The organism is Roseateles sp., from assembly GCF_965229315.1.
GTDB lineage: Bacteria > Pseudomonadota > Gammaproteobacteria > Burkholderiales > Burkholderiaceae_C > Pelomonas.
Genome location: NZ_CBDDJA010000002.1, coordinates 3,102,109 through 3,122,178, shown reverse-complemented (window position 1 = coordinate 3,122,178; position 20,070 = coordinate 3,102,109). Strand labels below are relative to the sequence as shown.

At 69.9% G+C, this 20,070-nt stretch carries 20 protein-coding genes; 6 read left to right on the top strand and 14 right to left on the bottom strand.

Annotated elements, in window-relative coordinates; genetic code table 11:
* Nucleotides 1-5 precede the first annotated feature (5 nt).
* From ACO07H_RS19315 to ACO07H_RS19290, 6 genes are all read right to left on the bottom strand, one after another.
* Nucleotides 6-2,462, bottom strand: a complete 2,457-nt coding sequence (locus tag ACO07H_RS19315; protein ID WP_422017126.1) for a PAS domain-containing protein — start codon at nucleotides 2,460-2,462, stop codon at nucleotides 6-8.
* A 4-nt stretch (nucleotides 2,463-2,466) separates the two neighbouring features.
* Nucleotides 2,467-3,648 carry an EAL and HDOD domain-containing protein gene (locus tag ACO07H_RS19310; protein WP_422017124.1) on the bottom strand — a complete coding sequence of 394 codons (1,182 nt, stop codon included), beginning with the start codon at nucleotides 3,646-3,648 and terminating at the stop codon, nucleotides 2,467-2,469.
* A gap of 117 nt (nucleotides 3,649-3,765) precedes the next feature.
* Entirely contained in the window at nucleotides 3,766-4,983 is a 1,218-nt protein-coding gene (flgL, locus tag ACO07H_RS19305; RefSeq protein ID WP_422017122.1) for a flagellar hook-associated protein FlgL, read from the bottom strand.
* A gap of 8 nt (nucleotides 4,984-4,991) precedes the next feature.
* Entirely contained in the window at nucleotides 4,992-6,974 is a 1,983-nt protein-coding gene (flgK, locus tag ACO07H_RS19300; protein WP_422017120.1) for a flagellar hook-associated protein FlgK, read from the bottom strand.
* A 20-nt stretch (nucleotides 6,975-6,994) separates the two neighbouring features.
* Nucleotides 6,995-7,873, bottom strand: a complete 879-nt coding sequence (flgJ, locus tag ACO07H_RS19295) for a flagellar assembly peptidoglycan hydrolase FlgJ (protein ID WP_422017118.1) — start codon at nucleotides 7,871-7,873, stop codon at nucleotides 6,995-6,997.
* On the bottom strand, nucleotides 7,873-8,979 hold the full coding sequence (locus ACO07H_RS19290; protein ID WP_422017116.1) for a flagellar basal body P-ring protein FlgI: 1,107 nt from the start codon (nucleotides 8,977-8,979) through the stop codon (nucleotides 7,873-7,875). The genes flgJ and ACO07H_RS19290 overlap by 1 nt, the downstream gene beginning before the upstream one ends.
* Nucleotides 8,980-9,363: 384 nt before the next feature.
* On the opposite strand from ACO07H_RS19290, the gene ACO07H_RS19285 reads away from it, so the two are divergent.
* The 3 genes from ACO07H_RS19285 to ACO07H_RS19275 all read left to right on the top strand — a co-directional run bounded on the left by ACO07H_RS19285 (nucleotide 9,364) and on the right by ACO07H_RS19275 (nucleotide 12,758).
* Entirely contained in the window at nucleotides 9,364-10,449 is a 1,086-nt protein-coding gene (locus ACO07H_RS19285; RefSeq protein WP_422017114.1) for a glycosyltransferase, read from the top strand.
* A 61-nt stretch (nucleotides 10,450-10,510) separates the two neighbouring features.
* Nucleotides 10,511-11,431, top strand: coding sequence for a glucosamine inositolphosphorylceramide transferase family protein (locus tag ACO07H_RS19280; RefSeq protein ID WP_422017112.1), 921 nt, complete (start codon nucleotides 10,511-10,513; stop codon nucleotides 11,429-11,431).
* A gap of 46 nt (nucleotides 11,432-11,477) precedes the next feature.
* Entirely contained in the window at nucleotides 11,478-12,758 is a 1,281-nt protein-coding gene (locus tag ACO07H_RS19275) for an amidohydrolase (RefSeq protein WP_422017110.1), read from the top strand.
* A 5-nt stretch (nucleotides 12,759-12,763) separates the two neighbouring features.
* Here the strand turns inward: ACO07H_RS19275 and ACO07H_RS19270 are convergent, their stop codons facing one another.
* From ACO07H_RS19270 to flgB, 7 genes are read right to left on the bottom strand one after another with little or no spacing between them, the layout of a single operon-like run.
* Entirely contained in the window at nucleotides 12,764-13,435 is a 672-nt protein-coding gene (locus tag ACO07H_RS19270) for a flagellar basal body L-ring protein FlgH (protein ID WP_422017108.1), read from the bottom strand.
* A gap of 11 nt (nucleotides 13,436-13,446) precedes the next feature.
* Nucleotides 13,447-14,229, bottom strand: a complete 783-nt coding sequence (flgG, locus tag ACO07H_RS19265; protein ID WP_422017106.1) for a flagellar basal-body rod protein FlgG — start codon at nucleotides 14,227-14,229, stop codon at nucleotides 13,447-13,449.
* Nucleotides 14,230-14,252: 23 nt separating this feature from the next.
* Nucleotides 14,253-14,978: a flagellar basal-body rod protein FlgF gene (gene flgF / locus ACO07H_RS19260; RefSeq protein WP_422017104.1), complete on the bottom strand. Its 726-nt coding sequence runs from the start codon at nucleotides 14,976-14,978 to the stop codon at nucleotides 14,253-14,255.
* 56 nt (nucleotides 14,979-15,034) lie between these two features.
* Nucleotides 15,035-16,345, bottom strand: coding sequence for a flagellar hook protein FlgE (gene flgE, locus ACO07H_RS19255; RefSeq protein WP_422017102.1), 1,311 nt, complete (start codon nucleotides 16,343-16,345; stop codon nucleotides 15,035-15,037).
* 46 nt (nucleotides 16,346-16,391) lie between these two features.
* On the bottom strand, nucleotides 16,392-17,030 hold the full coding sequence (locus tag ACO07H_RS19250) for a flagellar hook assembly protein FlgD (protein WP_422017100.1): 639 nt from the start codon (nucleotides 17,028-17,030) through the stop codon (nucleotides 16,392-16,394).
* 14 nt (nucleotides 17,031-17,044) lie between these two features.
* Nucleotides 17,045-17,461, bottom strand: coding sequence for a flagellar basal body rod protein FlgC (gene flgC, locus ACO07H_RS19245; RefSeq protein WP_422017098.1), 417 nt, complete (start codon nucleotides 17,459-17,461; stop codon nucleotides 17,045-17,047).
* A 3-nt stretch (nucleotides 17,462-17,464) separates the two neighbouring features.
* The gene (gene flgB, locus ACO07H_RS19240; RefSeq protein WP_422017096.1) at nucleotides 17,465-17,878 is read right to left on the bottom strand and encodes a flagellar basal body rod protein FlgB; all 414 of its coding nucleotides are present in this window, start codon (nucleotides 17,876-17,878) and stop codon (nucleotides 17,465-17,467) included.
* A 144-nt stretch (nucleotides 17,879-18,022) separates the two neighbouring features.
* Between flgB and flgA the strand changes: the two genes are divergently transcribed.
* The 3 genes from flgA to ACO07H_RS19225 all read left to right on the top strand — a co-directional run bounded on the left by flgA (nucleotide 18,023) and on the right by ACO07H_RS19225 (nucleotide 19,587).
* On the top strand, nucleotides 18,023-18,718 hold the full coding sequence (gene flgA, locus ACO07H_RS19235) for a flagellar basal body P-ring formation chaperone FlgA (RefSeq protein ID WP_422017094.1): 696 nt from the start codon (nucleotides 18,023-18,025) through the stop codon (nucleotides 18,716-18,718).
* 138 nt (nucleotides 18,719-18,856) lie between these two features.
* Nucleotides 18,857-19,192, top strand: a complete 336-nt coding sequence (gene flgM / locus ACO07H_RS19230; protein WP_422017092.1) for a flagellar biosynthesis anti-sigma factor FlgM — start codon at nucleotides 18,857-18,859, stop codon at nucleotides 19,190-19,192.
* Between the two features lie 5 nt (nucleotides 19,193-19,197).
* Nucleotides 19,198-19,587, top strand: coding sequence for a hypothetical protein (locus tag ACO07H_RS19225; RefSeq protein ID WP_422017090.1), 390 nt, complete (start codon nucleotides 19,198-19,200; stop codon nucleotides 19,585-19,587).
* A 47-nt stretch (nucleotides 19,588-19,634) separates the two neighbouring features.
* On the opposite strand, the gene ACO07H_RS19220 is transcribed toward ACO07H_RS19225, so the two are convergent.
* On the bottom strand, nucleotides 19,635-20,066 hold the full coding sequence (locus ACO07H_RS19220; protein ID WP_422017088.1) for a DUF1841 family protein: 432 nt from the start codon (nucleotides 20,064-20,066) through the stop codon (nucleotides 19,635-19,637).
* Nucleotides 20,067-20,070 lie beyond the last annotated feature (4 nt).

Here is a 20,070-nt window from a genome sequence, read left to right as displayed (position 1 = left end):
GCCCCTCACGAACCTGATCTTGTGGCGGGATTGTGAACCACGCTGGGCGGGATCAATTCCAGACGGCAAATGACGTCGTCGCCCTGCTGCTCAAGGCTGAGGATGGCGCTGCGCCGCGGCAGCAGCGCCCGCACCAGACCCAGGCCCGACACGCCGCTGCGCACGTTGAGCAGCGAGAAGCCCTCGGGCAGGCGGCCCGGGTTGACGATCTCGACCGTCACGCCAGTGGTGTCGCAGATGAGCTGGCAGCGCACCTGGGCCTCGTTGCTGTGGCGCAGCGCATTGCCCAGCAGCTCGTTCAGGCTCAGTGCGATGGGGATGGCCTCGGCCTCGGGCAGGCACCAGTCCTGAAGCAGCGCGCCGCCCTCGGCCGCCGTGGTGATGACGCGGCCCTGCATGCGCTGCACCGAGCCGACGATGGCATCGAACACGCGCTTGAGCAGCAGCGGCCCGGTGGCGCCCACCTGCAGCCCGTAGACCTGGGCGATGGCCTGCACCTGGCCCACCGCCTCCTTCAGCACGGGGGCCACCTCCGGGCGGCGCACGGCGATCTGCTGCAGCAGCCCGGCCACGCCCTGCAGGTTGTTCTTGATGCGGTGGTGCACCTCGCGCACCAGCAGCTCGCGCTGCGAGATGGCGGCCTGCAGCCGGGCCTGCTCGGCGGCGCGCTGCTCGGTCACGTCGCTGGCGACCAGCAGCAGCAGTTCGGGCGTGTCGTCGCCGCTGACGCCGGCCAGGTGCAGCAGCCGCGTGTCCCAGACCCGCGCGGCCGGGCCTTCCGGCATGCGGTACTCGCGCTGCACGACGGCCAGCGAGGCCAGCGCCTCGCGCATGTCGGCGGCGGCCTGTTCGCCCTGCTCGGCGCCGAACAGCGCCGCCGGGCCGCCGCCCAGCAACTGTGCTTCGGTGCGGCCGGCCATGGCCGCTGCCGCCTGGTTGAGCTTGACGATGCGCAGGCTCTGCGCCTCGTGCAGGCTGATCGCCAGCGGCGCAGCCTCGATGATGCGGGCCAGTGACGCCTGCGCCTGGCGGCTCTGCGCTTCGGCCTGGCGGCGCCGGTCGATGTCCAGCAGCGCATAGGTGAGCTGCTGGGTGATCCTGCCGGGGCCGTCCTCGCGTGGCGTCTGCACCGCGTTGCCGATGACCCAGAACTCGCGCCCGTCCCGGCCTCGCAGCTGGCATTCGAAGACGTCGGCGCTGGGTTCGCCGTGGAACGGATGGTCGTCGTCGTCCGGCGCGAGCACGCCCATGGGCTGGCCCAGCACGTCCTCCAGTTCGCAGCCGAACATGCGGCGCGCCGAGCGGTTCATCCACTCGATGCCGTCCGGGCCCACGGTGACGATGCCCACCAGCACCGAGTCCAGCACGGCGCGTTCGCTCTCGGCGCGCAGCAGCAGCGCGTTCTCGGCCTGGGCCTGGGCCGTCACGTCCAGCGTGACGACCGACGTGCTGCGCCGCCCGCCGGCCAGCAGTGCGGGCGCCACGCGCGTCAGCAGCCAGCGGCGGCCCAGTTCCGGGTGGCGCACGGCGTAGCGCACCTCGACGGCATCGCCCTTCTTCAGCGCGCGCTGCAGGCGTTCGAACTCCGGCAGCGAGGCCGGCTCGACGATCTCGCGGTTGATGCCCTGCAGCGAGCCGACCGGCTGCTTGGCGCCGACCTTGAAGGGGCTGCCCTTGCGGTGCGCCTTGAGCCAGCCGCCCTCTGGCTGGAAGGTGGCCAGGCCGACGGCGGCGGTGTCCATCAGCGCGTCGAGCTGCTGGTGGGCGAGGTCGCGTTCGTGCAGCGTGCTCTGGTCTTCCAGCACGGCCAGCAGCAGCGTGCGGCCGGCATGGCGCCACAGGCGCAACCGCGCCTGCAGCCAGTGCTGGCGCCCCTGCGGGTCGATGAACTCGGCCTCGGTGACCAGCGGGCCGTCGTGCGGGCGCTGGGCCGTGAGCGCCGGCAGCGGCGCGCCGCGATGCCATCCCAGCAGCGCCTGCAGCAGGTCGGGCAGGTCGTTCAGGTGCCGCGGCGAGGCGGCGCACAGGGCGTCGAAGGCGGCGTTGCAGCGCAGCAGCGTGCCGGCGGCGGCATCCGCCAGCAGCAGCGGCAGCGGCGACAGCGCCAGCCATTCGGCCAGCGGCGGCTCGCCGGGGTCGGCCGCGCTCAGGCGCGCATGCAGCAGCCAGTTGGGGCGCTCGCGCAGCAGGTGCAGCGTGGCGCGCTGGCCGTCGGCGAGCTTCAGGGGCGGTGCCGGCGGCGGCGTGCGGCCGGCGTCGATGGCATGGGCCGCGTCGCGCAGCCAGGTTTCCAGCCGCAGGCCGGCGGCGTGGCGCAGCAGCCGCCAGCCCTCGGCGGCATCCTGCCCCAGCCATTCGCGCGCAGCGGGATTGGCGCGCAAGGCGGACAGGTCGGCCCGCAGCGTCAGCACCGGGTCGCCGACGAGGTCGAGCAGGGCGGTGAAGGCAGGCGCGCCTAGCATCAGGTCATTCGAGCTGGGCGGCCTTGTGCAAGGCCCGCAGCACGCAGGCATTGATCTCGCCGGCGTCCAGCATCAGGGCCTCGGCGTGCTCGCGGTAGTCGAAGACGTTGCCGGCCTCGATGGCCTGCACCAGCTTCAGGTAAGGCGCGAACGGGCCGACGCCTTCCACCAGCGCGCGGCGCACGCGTTCGGGCGCGGGGATGGACTGCAGCAGCTTGTCGAACGGCGCCTTCAGCATGTGGTCCAGCAGCGAGAACAGGCCGCAGATGAACATCTCGTCGCGCAGCTCGCGTTCGCTCATGGCGGCGGCCAGCTCTTCCATCAGCAGGCCGCGCCGCACCGCGCCGTACATGACCGGGCGCATGCTGTGCTCCTTGCTGGCCGTCATCAGCAGCAGCGCCAGCCAGCGCTTCAGGCGAGCGTAGCCCAGCAGCATGATGGCGTGGCGAAAGCTCGACACCTCCACCGGCAGCCCGAAGGCGGCCGAGTTCATGTAGCGCAGCAGCTTGAACGCCAGGCTCGGGTCGCGCTTGAGCGTCTGCTCCAGCCGCTCGACGTCCTCGCCTTCGTCCACGCGCGACATCAGCTCGACGATGACTTGCAGGTCGGCGGCCATCTCGGTCCGGCTGCCCCCCGTGGGCTCGTAGGCCCCGTCCACGGTCCAGCCGATGACTGTGTCGGCACCGGCCTGGAAGCTCGCGTCCACCGCGTCGGCACCCCGCACGCCGGCATGCACCAGGGCGAGGCCCGCGGGCGCGGCCTGGCCGGGTTCCAGCACGGCCTGCTTGAAGACGGCGGCCACCTCGGCGGGCAGCGGCTCGCCCGGCAGGCCCTTCAGCAGGCCGCTGTGGCCGGCGCCCTTCAGCGCGGCCAGCGCGGCGGCATGCAGCGGGTCGGCGGCGATGAAGGCGGGCACCTCGATCTGCGTCGGCTGGGCCGGCGGCTCGGCGAGCAGCGCCGTCAGCAGCGCCTCGCCCTGCGGGCTGAGCACCTCGCCACCCTGGGGCCAGACAGCGGCCAGCGCGGCCAGCAGTTCGGCATGGTCGACCTTGGCATCGGCGCGCAGCGGGATGAGCGTCAGCCGGGTGCCGACGATGGCGCGCTGGCGGTCGATGACCGGGGCGTAGCCCAGGGCGAGGCCCGGCAGGATGGCGTGGTCGATGGCGGCAGGGAGGTTGTCGGACATGGCGCGGCACTGGGCTGGCGGTGAATGCGGCAGTCTGCCATGAGGCCCGGGCGTGCACGGGCCTCAAACGTGACCGAATTCATCCTTGCCCCGTGCCCGCGAGCCGAGGCGCCCCGTTCAGCCGCCGGTGATGTACTGGAACAGCGACATGCGCTGCACCATGGCGTAGGTCTGCAGCGCGGTCTGGTAGCCGGACTGCTGGTTCTGGAAGTTGGAGATGCCCTGCACCATGTCCAGGTCCTGGGCGGCGCTCTGTTCCTCCTGGCTGTACTGCTTCAGTGAAGCCAGCCGGCTTTCGGTGCCGTCGAGGTTGTTCAGGCGCTCGCCGACCTGGCTGCGGGCGTTGGACAGGTTACCCATGACCGCGTCGATGTCGCGCAGCCGGCCGTTGTTGCTCTGCGCGATCTGGGCGCTGGAGCGCAGGGGTGTCTTCAGCTCGGCGATGGCGCGGTCCAGCACGTCGAAGACCTTGAGCGTGTTGGTCGCTGGCGCGATGGAGAAGTTGTCGCCGTCGGCCGGCGCGCCCGCGATGGCAACGCTCATGCCGTCGAACGTGATGTTCTGACCGGAGGCGAAATTGCCGCTGGCCACGCCCGCGCCGGTGTCGACGTTCACGACGGAGTACGTCTGCGCCGGCGCGGTGCCGGCGATGTCGATGCGGTAGTTCTGGCCCGTGAGCTGGGTCGGGTCGGTCACCCGGCCGGCGTCGATCCAGCCTTGCGCCGGCTTCGTCGGGTCGATGCTGTTGGGATTGGCGTCGGTGACGAAGCTGCCGTTGCCGCTGCGCGCCTGCTCCCACGCGCCGCGGCCGTCGACGGTGAGCTGGAAGTTGTCGATGTTGCCGGTCTGGATGTTGCCGGCCACGCCCACGTAGGTCACGCCGCCGGCCTGGTCCAGGAACGGGGGGTTGGCCGAGCCCTGGCCGGAGAACAGGTAGCCGCCGGCGCCGTCGCCGCGGTTGGCGATGGTCAGCATCTGTTCGCGGATGCCTTGCAGCTTGTTGGCGAGGCCTTGGCGTTCGGCGTCGGAATAACTGGCGTTGCCGGCGGAGAGCAGCGTTTCGCGCGCCTGTTGCAGCAGTTCGTTCGCGTCGCCCAGCGCGCCTTCGGCCAGCGTCATGCTGTTGCGGCTGGCTTCCAGCGCACGCTGGTTGGCATCGACGCGGCCGATGGAGGCCAGCGCCCGCTCGGCGCGCGCGGCCCCGGTGGGGTCGTCGCTCGCGGTGTTGACGCGCTTGCCCGAGGTGAGCTGCTGCTGCTGCGTCTGCAGCGCCTGCTGGCGGCGCTGCAGGTTGGCGATGGAGGCGTCGTAGAGGTTGGCGGTGGACAGTCTCATTGGGGGCCTCAGCGTGCGGCGATGCGCATCAGTTCGTCGAAGAGGGTCTGCGCCGTCTGCAGCACCTTGGCGGCGGCCTGGTAGCTTTGCTGGTACTGCATGAGCCGGGAGGCCTCTTCGTCGAGGTTGACGCCGGCCTGGCCGGCGCGGCTGGATTCGGCGTTGCTGGCGACGGTGGTGGAGACGTTGGACAGGTAGTTGGCGCTCTGCACGCGCGCGCCCACGTCGCTCATCGCGGCAGCGTAGGCGTCGCTGATCGTCGATCCGGGCGCGATGCTGCCGTCGGGCAGCTGGCGCTGGCCGACGAAGGCCTGCGTCTGGATGTTCAGGAAGGCCTTGGCGTTGCCGTTGTTGGTGCTGGTGTAGGTGGTCGGATCGAGCGCGATCTTGTCGCCCTTGCGTGGCACGCCGTTGGTGCGCAGCTCGAAACCGAGGTCGATGCCGGCCGCGGGCTGGTTGCCGATGGGCTGGCCCGCGCTCCAGACGCCGCTGAGCTGCGAGCCGTCCGCCAGCGTCAGCGTGTACTGCACGTTGTTCGGGTTGGCCGGATCGGGGTCGCCGAACTCGATGGACATCGGCGCCTTGGCGGGGTCGAAGCCGGCGCTGACGGCGTAGACGCTGTCGATGGTCAGCGTGCCGGTGTTGTCCACCGAGGTCGATGCGGTCAGCGGCGACGCGGCAGCGATGCCGTTGGGATCGTCCAGCACGCGGCGCATCTCGACGGCGGCGGTGCCCACGGGTTCGATGAGGAAGCTTTCGCCCTGCGCGGGCGCGGCGGGCGTGAACGAGAGCTGGAAGCCGTCGATGGTGTCGCCGTCGTTGACGGTGCGCACCAAGCCGTCGGACAGGCGCGTCATCTCGTAGACGCCGGGCGCGCTGGAGGTCAGCTTGTAGCTGCTGGCCTGCAGCTGGCTGGCGTTGACGATGGTGGCCTTGACGCCGCTGGCGTACGTGCCGTCGGGGTTGCGCTGGTTGGTGGCGGCAGGCAGCGTGCGCGGCGAGGCGACGTTGAACATGGGCGCGCCCTTGCCCGGCGGATTGGACAGGTCCAGCCCCAGCGCGTTCTGGTCGTTGACCCGCGTGCCAATGGAGGCGGCGAGCTGGCCGAGCAGGTTCTTGGCGTCCTGCAGGTCCTTGTTCTGGAAACGCAGCAACGCGGACATGGAGCCGCCGGTCAGCACGTTCTCGTCCAGCGGGCGGCTCTTGCCGCCTTCGTTGAGCGCCAGCACGGCGCGCTGCGGGTCGTAGGAGTCGGGTGAGATCTCCAGCGTCGAGGCCTGGTTGCCCAGCACCAGCCGCTGGCCGCCGCCGATGAACACGCCCACGGTGTCGTCGTCGGCCGGCAGCGTGGTCACGGCGACGTACTCGCCGAGCTGGGAGATCGCGCGGTCGCGCTGGTCCAGCAGGTCGTTGGCCGTGTGGCCGGTGCCGCGCGTCTTGGCGATCTGGTCGTTGATGCTGGCGATCTGCTGCGCGAGCTGGTTGACGATGCCGACGTTGGCCGTCAGGTCACTGACGACGCCGGACTGCAGGTCGGAGAGCTGCTGGCCGGCATTGGCGAAGCGCTGCGCCAACTCGTTGGCCCGGCCCAGCGCCACCTGGCGGGCCGACGGGTCGCTGGGCCGGCTGGACACGTCCATCATCGAGTTCAGGAACTGGCTGGCCGCGTAGCCCAGGCCGTCGGTGCCGGTGGGGAAGAGCTTCTCCAGGCGCGACAGCTGGTCGGCGCGCGTGGAGTCCGCCATCGCGGCGGACTTGGAGGCGGCGGCCTCCTTGGTCAGGAACTCGTTGTGCGAGCGCGTGACCGTCTGCACATCCACGCCGCGGCCGAAGAAGCCGGCGCCGGTGTACTGGCCGGGCGACGTGGTCAGCACGACCGACTGGCGCGAGTAGCCGACCGTGTTCGCGTTGGCGATGTTCTGGCCGATGGTCTGCAATGCCGCCTGGTTGGCGAACATGGCGCGGGCGCCGAGCGTAAGCAAGCCAGACATGAAGTTGTCCTCTCAGGGGCTCAAGCCAGCGTGCTCTGCACGCGCTGGGTGGTGTGGATGGCCTTGGCCAGCTTCTCGGCGTAGGCCGGGTCGGTGGCGTAGCCGGCCTGCTGCAGGCCGCGGGCGAAACCGGTCGCGTTGCCGCTCTGCGCCTGCGCGACGACCTTGGCGTAGCGCTCGTTGTTGCTGATCAGCTTGCCGTAGTCCTTGAAGGCCTCGTCGTAGCTGCCGTAGGCGCGGAACTTGGCCATGACCTTGTGCGCCTGGCCGTTGATGACCTCGGTGGTCTGCACCTCGACGGTCTTGCCCGTCCAGCCGGGCGTGGCCTTGATGCCGAACACGTTGTGGCTCTTGGTGCCGTCGGCGCCCGTGATCTCGCGCCTGCCCCAGCCGCTCTCGTGCGCCGCCTGCGCGACCATGAAGCTGGCCGGGATGCCGGTGGCGGCCGACGCGGCCTTGGCCGCGGCGTCGTGCTGCTGGATGAAGCTCTGCACGTGGTTGGGGATGCCCTTGGTGGCCAGCGCCGGCAGCGCCTGCGCCAGCGTCGTCTGGCTGGCCGCGGCGATCTTCTCGGGCGTCAGCGACTTCAGGTCCTGGATGCCCATCTGGCGCTGCAGCTGGCGGGCGATCATGTCCGAGAGCCCGCCCGGCTGGCCGGCCAGCTTGCCGGCGAACTGCGTGTCCAGCATCTCGGTGCCGAGCTGCGTCGCGTTGTTCTCGAGCATGCCGCTGGACAGCGTCGAAGCGCGCATGCTCTTCATGACTTCCTGCATGAAGAGCGTCTCGAACTGCTTGGCCGTCTCGCGGATGCTGGCCTTGGGGTCTCGCGAAGCGGCCGCCTTCAGCGAGTCCAGGCTGCCCAGGCTCTGGCCGGAAATGGACTGGAAGGACGAGGGCATCAGATCACCTCGAGCTCGGCGTTGAGGGCACCCGCACTCTTCATGGCCTGCAGGATGGCGAGCAGATCCTGGGGCGTGGCGCCGAGCGAGTTGAGCGCCTTGACGACGTCGGACAGCCGGGCGCCGGCGGGCAACTGGATGAGGCTGCCGGGTTCCTGGCGGATGGAGATGTCGGCCTTCTCGGCCACCGTCGTCTGGCCGCCGGACAGCGCATTGGGCTGACTGATGATGGGCGTGGAGCTGATCGTCACCGACAGGCTGCCGTGGGCGACGGCACAGGCGGCGAGCGTGACGGCCTGGTTCATGACGACCGACCCGGTGCGCGCGTTGATGACGACGCGCGCCGCCGGTATGGCCATGCTGACGTCGAGGTTCTCGACATCGGCCAGGAAAGCGACGCGGTCGTCGGGTGTGCTGGGAGCCCGCACGCGCACGACGCGGCCGTCCAGCGCCTGGGCGACGCCGCTGCCCTTGGCCTTGTTGATGGCCTGGGCCACGGCGCGGGCGGTGGTGAAGTCGCTGCTGTTCAGGTCGAACTGGATGAAGTCGCCTGCGGCGATGGGGGTGGGCACCGAGCGCTCGACGAGGGCGCCCGCCGGGATGCGGCCGGCGCTGAGGTGGTTGATCTGTACCTTGGCGCCGCCCGCCGACGCACCGGCGCCGCCGACGATGAGATTGCCCTGGGCGATGGCGTAGATCTGCCCGTCCGCGCCGCGCAGCGGCGTGGCGATCAGCGTGCCGCCGCGCAGGCTCTTGGCGTTGCCGATGGAGGACACGTTGATGTCGATCTGCTGGCCGGGCTGCGCGAAGGCCGGCAGCTGCGCCGTCACCATGACGGCGGCGACGTTGCGGGGCTGCATGGTCACGCCCTGGGGCAGCAACACGCCGAACTGCTGCAGCATGGCCGTGAGGCTTTGGCCGGTGAACGGCGCCTGCGTGGTCTGGTCGCCCGTGCCGTCCAGGCCCACGATCAGCCCGTAGCCGGTCAACGGGTTGGAGCGCACGCCAGCCACGGACGCGACTTCCTTGATGCGGGCGGCCTGGGCAGGCGCGATGGGCGCCAGCACGACGGCCAGGCTGAGGAGGAGGACTTGCAGGGACTTCACTCGACCGATTCTGCGGATGCTTGAGCCCGCGAAGCCGCAGAAAAGGCCGGGGACCGCCCCGCTTTTCGAAACCGTGGCCGCGCCACAGCTGCGCCGCTGGCCGGGCCCTTTGTGTAACGCGCAAGCTTGCGCTCAGCGAGAAGCGGGTCGGCTGTGACATCCTGCCGACGCCTTTTCCTGTGGGCTGCCTGCCCATAGCGCTGCGATCCTCGTGTCCCAGGGACCGCAGCGTCAACCAAGCCATTGCCGCCATGCCGGCCACGCCCGCTGGCACTGAGCGGGGAAATCTGGCGATTTACACGGCCGCGCAAAGGCTTCGCGACAGGTTTCTGAATGTGTAGCTAGGTAAAGTTTTGAATACCTACTATCCAGTCAAACCGCGCCATGCCACCGCCCTTCGAGCCGTTGACTCTGGTTCACGTCGTTTTCTCTTCCCGGATCGCTGGCGGTGAGCTCCACTGCATCGACCTTGCCAATGCCCAGGCCGCACTGGGCCACCGTGTCCACGTCATCGGCACCGCCGGCTCCGCGGTGGCCGGTGCGCTATCGCCCGCCGTCCGGTTTCATGGCCTGAAGCTGCCGCTGATGCGCGGATGGCGCGTTGCGGCGCTGGCGCGCAAGCTGGGCGCCGACGTGTGCCACGGCCACCTCGGCCCGGCCTGCAAGGCGGTCGCCCAGGCCCGCAGCGCATCGCGCATCGGCACGCTGCACGTCGGCTACAAGCCTCATCACCATGCGTTGATGGACGGGCTGGTCTGCGTCAACCGTGCCCAGCACGACGGCCTGCCCCGCGACCGTGCGGGCCTGGCCAGCCTCATCTACAACTGGGCGCCCGAGCGCAACGCCCAGGTGGTTGCCATGCGCACCGACCTGCGCGTCGAACTGGGCCTGACGCCCGACCAACTGCTCGTGGGCAGCGTGGGCCGCCTGCAGCGCGCCAAGGGCATGGACCTGCTGGTCGCCGCGTTCAAGGCGCATGCGCCGGCCAACGCCGTGCTGGCGATCCTGGGCGAAGGACCGGACCGCGCCATGCTGGAAGACATGGCCGCCGGCGACCCCCGCGTGCGCCTGCTCGGCTTCCGCAGCGATGTGGACCAGGCCCTCAAGTCCTTCGACCTGTTCGTGTCGGCGTCGCGCGAAGAAGCCTTCCCGCTCGCCATCCTGGAAGCCATGCGCGCCGGCCGCCCCGTGCTGTCCACGGCCACCCAAGGCCCGCGGGAAATGCTGGCTGGCCAGCCGGCGCGCCTGGTGGGCGTGGGCGACGCCGACCTCTTGGGCCGCGCGATGGCCGAAGAACTGGCGCGGCTGCGCCGCCTGGAGGCGAGCGAGCGCCGCGTGAGCTACGCGACGGCCGCCTACGACCGCAGCAACGCAGTGGCCAGGACGCTGGGCTTCTACCGCGACGTCATGCTGCACCGCGCGGCCGGGGCCGAGCGGTTCGAGGACGAAGAGGAAGCCATCGCGGCCTGAGGTCTTCCGGCGCCGGTCTGGCGATGCCGGCCGGACGGGCCTTGCCGGGCGACACTGAGGCATGCTCAAGACACCGCGCTCCGACTTCTGGCAGGTCGGCATCGTTCCCGTGCGCATCGAAGACGCCAACGCACGGACGCTGCGCGCCGCGCGGGCACTGGTCACCTGGCTGCCCGACGCCGGCCGCTGGCGCTATCTGGCGGACCCGTTCGGCCTGGCGCGCGGCGACGCCCTGCACGTCTTCGTCGAAGCCTTCGACTACCGCACCAAGCGCGCCCACATCGAGCGCCATGAGTTCGGCTTGTCCGACCTGGCCTGGCGTGGTCAGGCGACAGTGCTGGAGCGCCCCTTTCACCTGTCCTACCCGCAGGTGTTCGAGCATGCGGGCCAGACCTGGATGGTGCCCGAGAGCCACCAGGCCGGCGAGATCGCGCTGTACCGCGCCACCGACGCGTCGCTGGACCGGTGGGCGCGTGAGTGCGCCCTGCTGAGCGGGCTGCCGGGCGCGGATGCATCGCTGTTCGAGCACGGTGGCCGCTGGTGGATGTTCTACACGCTGGTCGGCCGCCACGGGCGCGACCAGCGCGAACTGCATGTCGCCCACGCGCCCGGGCTGACCGGTCCGTGGACACCGCTGGTGGGCAACCCGGTGCGCAACGACCGCCGCGGTGCCCGGCCCGCCGGCCGGCCCTTCGTCGGCCGGGACGGCGTGCCGGTGCTGCCCGTGCAGGACAGCACCGGCGGCTATGGCAGCGCCACGCGGCTGCTGCGCTTGCCCGTATTGACGCCGGAGCGCGTCGTCATCGAGGGCGGCGACGAGCGACTGACCGGCGACCTGCTCAGCGACAGTCACACGGCCGGCCTGCACACGCTGACCGGCTGCGGCAGTTTCACGCTGGTCGACGTGAAGCGCATCGACCGCTCGCGCGGCCGGCAGTGGCTGGACTTGAAACGCCGGTTACGTCGTTTGTTGGGCGGCTGAGACGCCGCGCGCCCCAGCGGCGGGCGACGCGATCTACCATGCCCGCATGAGCCCGCAGCCGCCACTCGCCGACCGGATCGCCGCGCTGACTGCGGCGCTAGAGCCCCAGGTCATCGCCTGGCGGCGCGACCTGCACCAGCACCCCGAGCTTGGCAACCGCGAATTCCGCACCGCGGCCATCGTCGCCGATCACCTGCGCGCGTTGGGGTTCGACGAGGTCAGGACGGGCGTGGCCCACACCGGCGTCGTCGGGCTGCTCAAGGGTGGGCTGCCGGGCGGCGCGGATGGTGGCGTCGTCGCGCTGCGCGCCGACATGGATGCGCTGCCCGTCACCGAGGAGGTGGACCTGCCGTTTGCGTCCAGGGCTCGGGCGGTGTGGAACGGCGAAGAGGTGGGCGTCATGCACGCCTGCGGGCATGACTGCCATGTGGCCATCCTGATGGGCGTGGCCAGCATCCTGGCCAGCCTGCGCGCGGACATCCCGGGCTGCATCAAGTTCCTGTTCCAGCCCGCCGAGGAGATGCCGCCCGAGGGCGAGGAGGGCGGCGCGGCGCTGATGATCAAGGAGGGCGTGCTGGAGAGCCCGACGCCCAGCGCCATCTTCGGCCTGCATGTCACGTCGCGCCAGCCTGCGGGCGTCATCGGCTACCGGCCCGGGCCGACGATGGCCAGCTCGGACAAGCTCAGGATCACGGTGCAGGGCAAGCAGACGCATGGCGCGGCACCGTGGCTGGGCGTGGACCCCATCGTCACGTCCGCGCAGATCGTGCTGGGCCTGCAGACCATCGTCAGCCGCACGCTGGACCTGAACCGCGAGCCGGCCGTCGTCACCATTGGTGCCATCAAGGGCGGCGTGCGCGAGAACATCATCCCGGACTCGGTCGAGATGCGCGGCACCATCCGCAGCTTCGACGAGGGCATGCGCGACGCCATCCACGAGCGCGTGACGCAGCTCGCCGAGGGCATCGCCGCCGGGTCGCGCGCGACGTGCAAGGTCTGCATCACGAAGAACTACCCTGTCACGCGCAACGACCCGGTGCTGACCGAGCAGATGGTGCCCACGCTGACGCGCGTGGCCAGCACCGGCCCGCGGCCCATGGGCATCGAGGTCGTGCCCAAGGCGACCGGCGCGGAGGACTTCTCGTTCTTCCAGCGCCTGATCCCGGGCCTGTTCTTCTTCGTCGGCGTCACGCCGCCGGAGATCGAGCCGAGCAAGGCCTACTCCAACCACTCGCCGCGCTTCGTCGTCGATGAGCGCGGGCTGGAGGTGGGCGTCAGGGCGCTGGCCAACCTGGCCGTCGACTACCTCGCCAGCAAGGCGGGTTGAGCCGATCAGCTCGGCGCGATGTTCAGGAAGAAGCGGGACAGCCAGCCCACCGCGTGAGCGTCGGCCGTGGCGCCGCGGCCGCGCTGCTCGATGCGCACGTTGGCGACCGAGGTGGACGGCACGGCATTGCCCTGGCCGATCATGCGCGGGTCCACCTGGCCCGAGAAGCGCAGCACGTCGACGTTGCGGTTCACGCCGATCTGCTTCTCGCCGCTGATCATCAGGTGGCCGTTGGGCAGCACGGCGGTCACGACGGCCGTGATCGCGCCCGTGAACTCGTTGGTGTTCTGGTTGCTGCCCTTGCCCGAGTTGTCGTTGGTCGACGTGGCGCCGGCCGTGGCCTTGCCGAAGGAGTTGCCCGCGATGCCGGGCAGCGCGGTCACGCCGGCCGACAGGCTGCCGGTCTTGCTCAGCGCGCTCGTGCTCGTCTGCGTGGCCGACACCTTCTCGGTGATGCTGATGGTCAGTGTGTCGCCGACCAGCCGTGCGCGGTGGTCCTCGAACAGCGGGCGGTAGCTGGCCGCCTGGTAGATGGAGCCGTTGTTGGCCGCGAGCGCTTGCACCGGCGGCAGGTTGACCACCGGCGTGTGCGCCAGTTCCACCTCGGGCACCGGGTAAGGCGTGGCGCAGCCGGCGAGCAGCGCGGTGGCCGTGAGGAGAAGGGCGATTGATTTCATGGCGGGTTGCCTCAGATCTGGGCCAGCTTCTGCAGCATCTGGTCGGACGTCTGCACGGCCTTGGAATTCAGTTCGTAGGCGCGCTGCGTCTGGATCATCTGCACCAGCTCCTCCACGACATTGACGTTGGAGGTCTCGACGAAGCCCTGCGCCAGCGCGCCCATGCCGTTGTTGGCGGGCGCGCCGGTGTTGGGTGTGCCGCTGGAGGCGGTCTCGGTGAACAGGTTCTGGCCCTTGGGGTCCAGGCCGGCCGCGTTGACGAAGTTGGCCAGCTGGATCTGGCCCACGGTCTGCGTCGCGGCCTGGCCGGGGAGCGTGACGCTGACGGTGCCGTCGTTGCCGATGGTGAGGCTCTGCGCGTTCGGCGGGATCGTGATGCCGGGCAGCACGGTGTAGCCGTTGCTCGTCACCATCTGGCCGTTGGCGTTCAGCTGGAACGAGCCGTCGCGCGTGTAGGCCGTGGTGCCGTCGGGCATCTGGATCTGGAAGAAGCCGTCGCCCTTGATCGCCACGTCGAGGTTGTTGCTCGTCTGCTGCAGGTTGCCCTGCGTGTAGATGCGCGCAGTGGCCACGGGGCGCACGCCCAGGCCCACCTGCAGGCCCGTGGGCAGGACGGTCTGCTCGGTGCTGTTGGCGCCGCTCTGGCGCATGGTCTGGTAGATCAGGTCCTCGAAGACGGCGTGCGAGCGCTTGTAGCCGTTGGTGGCGACGTTGGCGAGGTTGTTGGAGATGTTGTCCAGCTGGGTCTGCTGGGCTTCCATGCCGGTCTTGGCGATCCAGAGCGAGCGCATCATGGTGAGGATTCCTTGGGTACGGCTCAGGTGCTGCCAAGCAGCTTGGCGGATTGCTGGCCCTGGGTCTGGGCGATTTGCAGCAGCTTCATCTGCTGCTCGAACTGGCGGCCCGCGGCGATCATGGCGACCATGGTCTCGACGGGGCTGACGTTGGAGCCTTCCAGCGCGCCGTCCTGCAGGCGCGCTGCCGGGTCCTGCGGCAAGTCGCCGTCGGCGGCGCGGAACAGGCCGTCATCGCCGCGTGTCATGGGCACTTCGGGCGTGACGAGCTTGAGCCGGCCGATGGTCGTGGGGCGCTGGTTGGGCTGCTTGGCGCTGACGGTGCCGTCGCTGCCGACCGCCACCTCGCTGTTGGGCGGCACATTGATCGGGCCGCCGTCACCCAGCACCTGCAGGCCGTTGCGCATGACGAGCAGGCCTTCCGAATTGACGTCCAGCGAGCCGGCGCGGGTGTAGGCCTCGGTGCCGTCGGTGCCCTGCACGGCCAGCCAGGCGGTGCCCTGCATGGCGACGTCCAGGTTGCGGCCGGTGGCCGTCAGCGGCCCTTGCGCGTCGTTGTAGCCGATGGTGGTTTCGAGGGCGTAGGCGCGCGTGGACGCGCCATCGCCGCGCACCGGCACGGCGCGAAACGCCTGCAGCTCCGCGCGAAAGCCGTTGGTCGTGACGTTGGCGAGGTTGTGCGAGAGCACGTCCTGGCGCTGCATGGCCGCTTTCGCGCCGGCCATCGACAGGTAAATCATCCGATCCATGCTCGCTCCTTAACTCGCACGTCGCGGCGAGCGCGACGCGCGTTCGCGCTGCGCCATCACCGCAGATTGACGATGGTCTGCAGCACCTGGTCCTGCGTCTTGATCGTCTGCGCGTTGGCCTGGTAGGCGCGCTGCGCCGTCACCATGTTGACCAGCTCGGCCGTGATGTCGACGTTGCTTTCTTCGAGCGCGCCGGACTGCAGCGCGCCCATGTTGCCGTCGCCCGGCACGCCCACCACGGCGTCGCCGGAGGCCACGGTGCGGATCCACATGTTGCCGCCCAGCGGCTGCAGACCCTGCGAATTGCGGAAGTTGGCCAGCTCGACCTGCCCGGCCGGCTTGCTCTGGCCGTTGGAGTAGCGGGCCAGCACGGTGCCGTCGTTGGCGACCTGGATGCCGCTCAGCTGGCCGGGCGCGTAACCGTCCTGGGTCAGGCTGGTCACGGCGAAGCTGCTGCCGTTCTCGGTCGCCTTGGTCATGTCGAACTGGATGCCGGTGATCGGCAGCGTCGTGTTGCCACGGGTGCTGACGCCGGCCGGGATGTTCATCGTGATCGGTCCGGCCGGCAGCGTCGGCGCACCGCCCGTGGGCGGGAAGGTCATCGTCGTGTACGGCTCCAGCGGGTTGCCGTTGGCGTCCACGCCGATGGGATTGCCGTCGGAGTTGGTGTCGAACGGCGTGCCGTTGGCGGTCGCGTAGACGTTCCAGGTGTCGCTGCCGTCCGGCGCCGTCTCGCCCTTCTGGAAGTAGAAGGTGACGGCCACGTCCTGGCCCTTGGCGTCGTAGACCGTCATGGACGTGGCGTTGTTGTAGGTCGACGAGTCCTTCAGGTCCATGCCGGTGGCGCCGGCAGGCGCGGTCGTCTTGACGCGCGAATCCAGGTTGAACTCCAGGTTCACCTTGGTCGTCACGGCCGGCGGGATGCCGCCGGTGGGCAGCTGCAGCGGCTGCGCCGTGCCGGGCTGGATGACGCCAGCGCCGTTGGCCGGGTAGCCCATCAGCTTCAAGCCGTCGTTGTTGACGACGAAGCCGTCCTTGCTGATCTTGAACTGGCCGTTGCGGCTGTAGCGCACCGGGTTCACGCCGTCGCTGACCTGGAAGAAGCCGCCGCCGTTGATGGCCAGGTCCATCGGGTTCTCGGTCGTCGTGATGTTGCCCTGCGTGAACTGCTGCGCCACCGCCTGCAGGCTGGTGCCGATGCCGACCTGGTTCTGTCCCGCGCCGTTCAGCGCGGCCGCGTAGACGTCGGCGAACTCGGCCCGCGACGCCTTCGCGCCGAAGGTGCCCGAGTTGGCGATGTTGTTGCCGATGACGTCGAGGTTCTTGGAGGCGGCGTTGAGCCCGGAAAGGCCTTGCTGGAAGCTCATGGTGGAGTCCTTGCTGTCGTGCGGGAAGGGGGTGGCGCGGGGCGCGTCAGTTGACGGAGGAGACCGTCGTGTAGTCCACGGGGCCGAGCCGTTCGAGGTCGAGCTTGAGACGGCTGTCCTCGCTGTAGACCGACTTGACCTTGTCGAAGGCGTAGAGCGTGGACGTCACGGCGGCGGTGCCGTTGGTGGCGGTGATGCGGTACTTCAGGTCCGCGCCTTCGGCGGCCAGCGTGCCGGCGTTCCAGGAGAACGTCTGGCGGCCGGAACCCTGCGCGCCCAGCTGCTGCGTGTCGATGACGTTGCCGGCCGGGCCGAGGATCTCCAGCTTCACGTTGCTGGCGGCGCCGCCGAGCTCGTAGCTGCCCTCGGCCGCGCCGTCCGTCACGCGGATCTTGTCGCTGGGCACGGCCACCTCGCGGCCCACCAGCGAGATGGACTGCATGGCCTGCATCTGGCCGAGCTGCAGGCCCAGGTTCTTGATGCTGGTGTCCAGCGTGGACAGCGACGTGACCTGCTGGATCTGCGCCATCTGGCTCGTCACCTGCGCGTTGTCCATCGGGTTCAGCGGGTCCTGGTTGTTCATCTGCGCGACGAGCAGCTTCAGGAAGCGGTCCTGCGTATCGGCCGCGTTCTGGGTCGATGTCGTGCTGGCGGCGGCGGTGCCGTTGATGGCGGAGACGTCCATGTCTTAACTCCCGGTCACTGCTGACCCAGTTGCAGGGTCTTGAGCAGCAGGCTCTTGGCCGTGCTCATGACTTCGATGTTGTTCTGGTAGGAGCGGGATGCCGAGATCATGTTGACCATCTCCTCCACCGGGTTCACGTTGGCGTAGGTCACGTAGCCCTCGGCATCGGCCTGCGGATGCTTGGGGTCGTGCACGCGGCGCCCGGGCGTCTGGTCCTCGGTCACGTTGGACACGCGCACGCCGGCATTGCCGCTGTCGTCGCCCGCGCCCATCAGCTGGGTCTGGAAGACCACCTGGCGTGCCTTGTAGGCCTGGCCGTCGGGTCCGGCCACCGTGTCGGCGTTGGCCAGGTTGCTGGCCACGACGTTGAGGCGCTGGCTCTGCGCGCTGATCGCACTGCCGGAGACGCTGAAGATCTGGAACATCGACATGGCTTAGCCCTGGTTGTATGACTTCATGGCGTCCAGCGTGGTGCGCACGGAGCCGCTGATGAAGCGCAACGTGGCCTCGTACTTCACCGAGTTGTCGGCGAAGCTGGCCCGCTCGCGGTCCATGTCGACGCCGTTGCTGTCCAGGCTGGTCTGCGACTGCAGCGCATAGACCTTACCGCTCTCGCCGCGCGCACCCGCCAGCGGTGCCATGTGGCCGCTCTGCGTGGTCTTGAGGGCGCCGGGCGTGCCCACCTCGCCGGTGGCCTCGCGCAGCGCACGGGAGAAGTCGATGTCGCGGGCCTGGTAGCCCGGCGTGTCGGCGTTGGCGATGTTGCTGGCCAGCAGACGCTGGCGCTCCGCCCGCAGCGTCAGGGCCTGGGTCTGGAAATTCAGCGAGTCGGTGAGGCGGTTCAACATCGGGTCCCCTTCAGGTTGCATGGCCGGGGCGGCTCTTCACGCTGATTGTCTGGAGGGGCCCCGAAAACATGAGCGCGATAAGCGCCGCCAAAGCCGCTCAATTCCCATCAAGGCGGGCAGGCCGCCATCCCTAGAGTTGCGGCCATGCTGCGCGCCACCCTGCTCCTCGTCTGCCTGCTTGCCGCCGGTTCGTCCTGGGCCCAGACGGTGCTCGACCCGACGCTGCTGGAGCGCGTGCGCGTGCTGGCCGAGGCGGCCGCCCGCGCTGCGGCGGCGCCTGGCGCGCGTGTGGCGGTGGAGATCGGCACGCTCGACCCACGCCTGCGCCTGGCGCCCTGCCAGCAGGTCCAGCCCTATCTGCCGCCCGGCATGTCCGCCTGGGGCAAGAGCCGCATCGGCCTGCGCTGCACGGACGGCGCCGTGCGCTGGAACGTGACGCTGCCGGTGCGCGTGGCCGTCTTCGGCCGGGCTGTCGTCGCCGCCGGGCCGCTGCCGGCGGGCGTGACTTTGTCTCAAGAACACCTGGCGATGGCCGATATCGACATCGCGGCCGAACCCGGTGCCGTGTTCACCGACCCGGCGCTGCTGCTCGGGCGCTCGCTGGCCCGTCCGCTGGGGGCGTCCGAGGCCGTGCGCGCCCCGGTGCTCAAGTCCCGCCAGTGGTTCGCTGCCGGCGAAACGGTGCAGGTGCGAGTCGCCGGCGAAGGATTTGCCATCGCCTCCGAAGCCCAGGCCCTGAGCGCGGGGGTGGAGGGCCAGGACGTGCGCGTGCGGTTCGAAAGCGGCCGCATCGCCAGCGGCCGGGCTGTCGGCGAACGCCGCGTGGAGCTGGTGCTGTGAGCAAATCCCCACGGAATCACCGAATTGGCCGGAAAACACGGCCACTTCCCGCTCAAGAACTTCGGCTGGCTGCCGATACAGAGGAAACTCCCCTGCAATGCCCGCCAGCGGGGTCCGCCCCGCACCTGGAGAATCCCCATGAAGATCGGTAACAGCCCTGAATCCAGCGTCAACCAGGCCAAGGCTGAGCGCACCGACAAAACGCTGTCCGGCCGCAAGTCGGAGTTGTCCCAGCCCATCAAGGCGCCGCCCCTGGCGCCGGTGCTGACGCCCAGCACGCAGGTCGAGATTTCCAAGTCCGCCCAGATCGCCGCCAGCGCCGGCGCGGACGACGGCAGCTTCGACGCCGCCAAGGTCGACCGCATCTCCAAGGCCATCACCGAGGGCAAGTTCACGATCAACGCCAGCGCGATCGCCGACAAGCTGGTCGCGAATGCGCAAGAATTGCTGGACGCTCGCGCCAACAAGCACTGAACCCCATGACCCACGCCTCGTCCACCCCGCTCGGCGCCGACCTCGAACAGCCTCTGCTGGCCGTCGAGGCGGCGCTGAACCAGCTCGGCGATGCGCTGGCCCGCCGGGACTCGGCGGCCATCGAGCAGCACGCGGCCGAACTTCACCAGCATCTCGCTCGTGCCGTGCAGAGCTTCAGCGACGCCGCACGCACCGGCAGCGTGCCCGCCGCGCTGCGCAACCGCCTGGTGCGTGCCGGCGGCCTGCTCGCCGCGCAGCGTGAATCGCTGGCCCGCGGCAACGCGTCGCTGGACCGCGCGCTGGACGTGCTGATCCCCAGCGAGCCCACCGGCCTTTACGGTTCAGGCGGCAAGGCCGAGCGCCGCAGCGTCGGCGGCGGCAGCTTCCAGGCCTGAACCGCCTTCGCCAGACAAAAAGCCACCTCACGGTGGCTTTTTGCTTTTCAGCGGGTGGCGGCCTGCCGCACCTTGTCCAGATAGGCGTGCCCGTCCGGCGGCAGGCCGCTGCGCTGCGATGCCCAGATCATCTCGCCCAGCGCGTCCATCGCCACATGGTGGGCCTCGTGGCGCGAGTTGCGCCTGGCGGCGAGCAGGTCGATGGCCTGGCGGATGCCCGAGGGCTGGTCGATGGCGTGCTGCTCCGTGATCGTCAGGTGCATGGACAGGTGCAGGAAGGGGTTGGTGCGGCCTTCCTCCACCGTGTAGACCTTCTCCAGTGCGCCGGCCTCGTCCGCGAAGTCCCCGTGGTACTCCGGGTGCTCGGCGATCCAGTCGGCCGCCAGGGCTTCCATCGGGATCAGCGGCGCGCCGTCGCGCCACTTGCGGTAGGTGGCGCAGAAGAAGCGCCGGACTTCGAGCTGGGAGGGGGCGAACATGGCC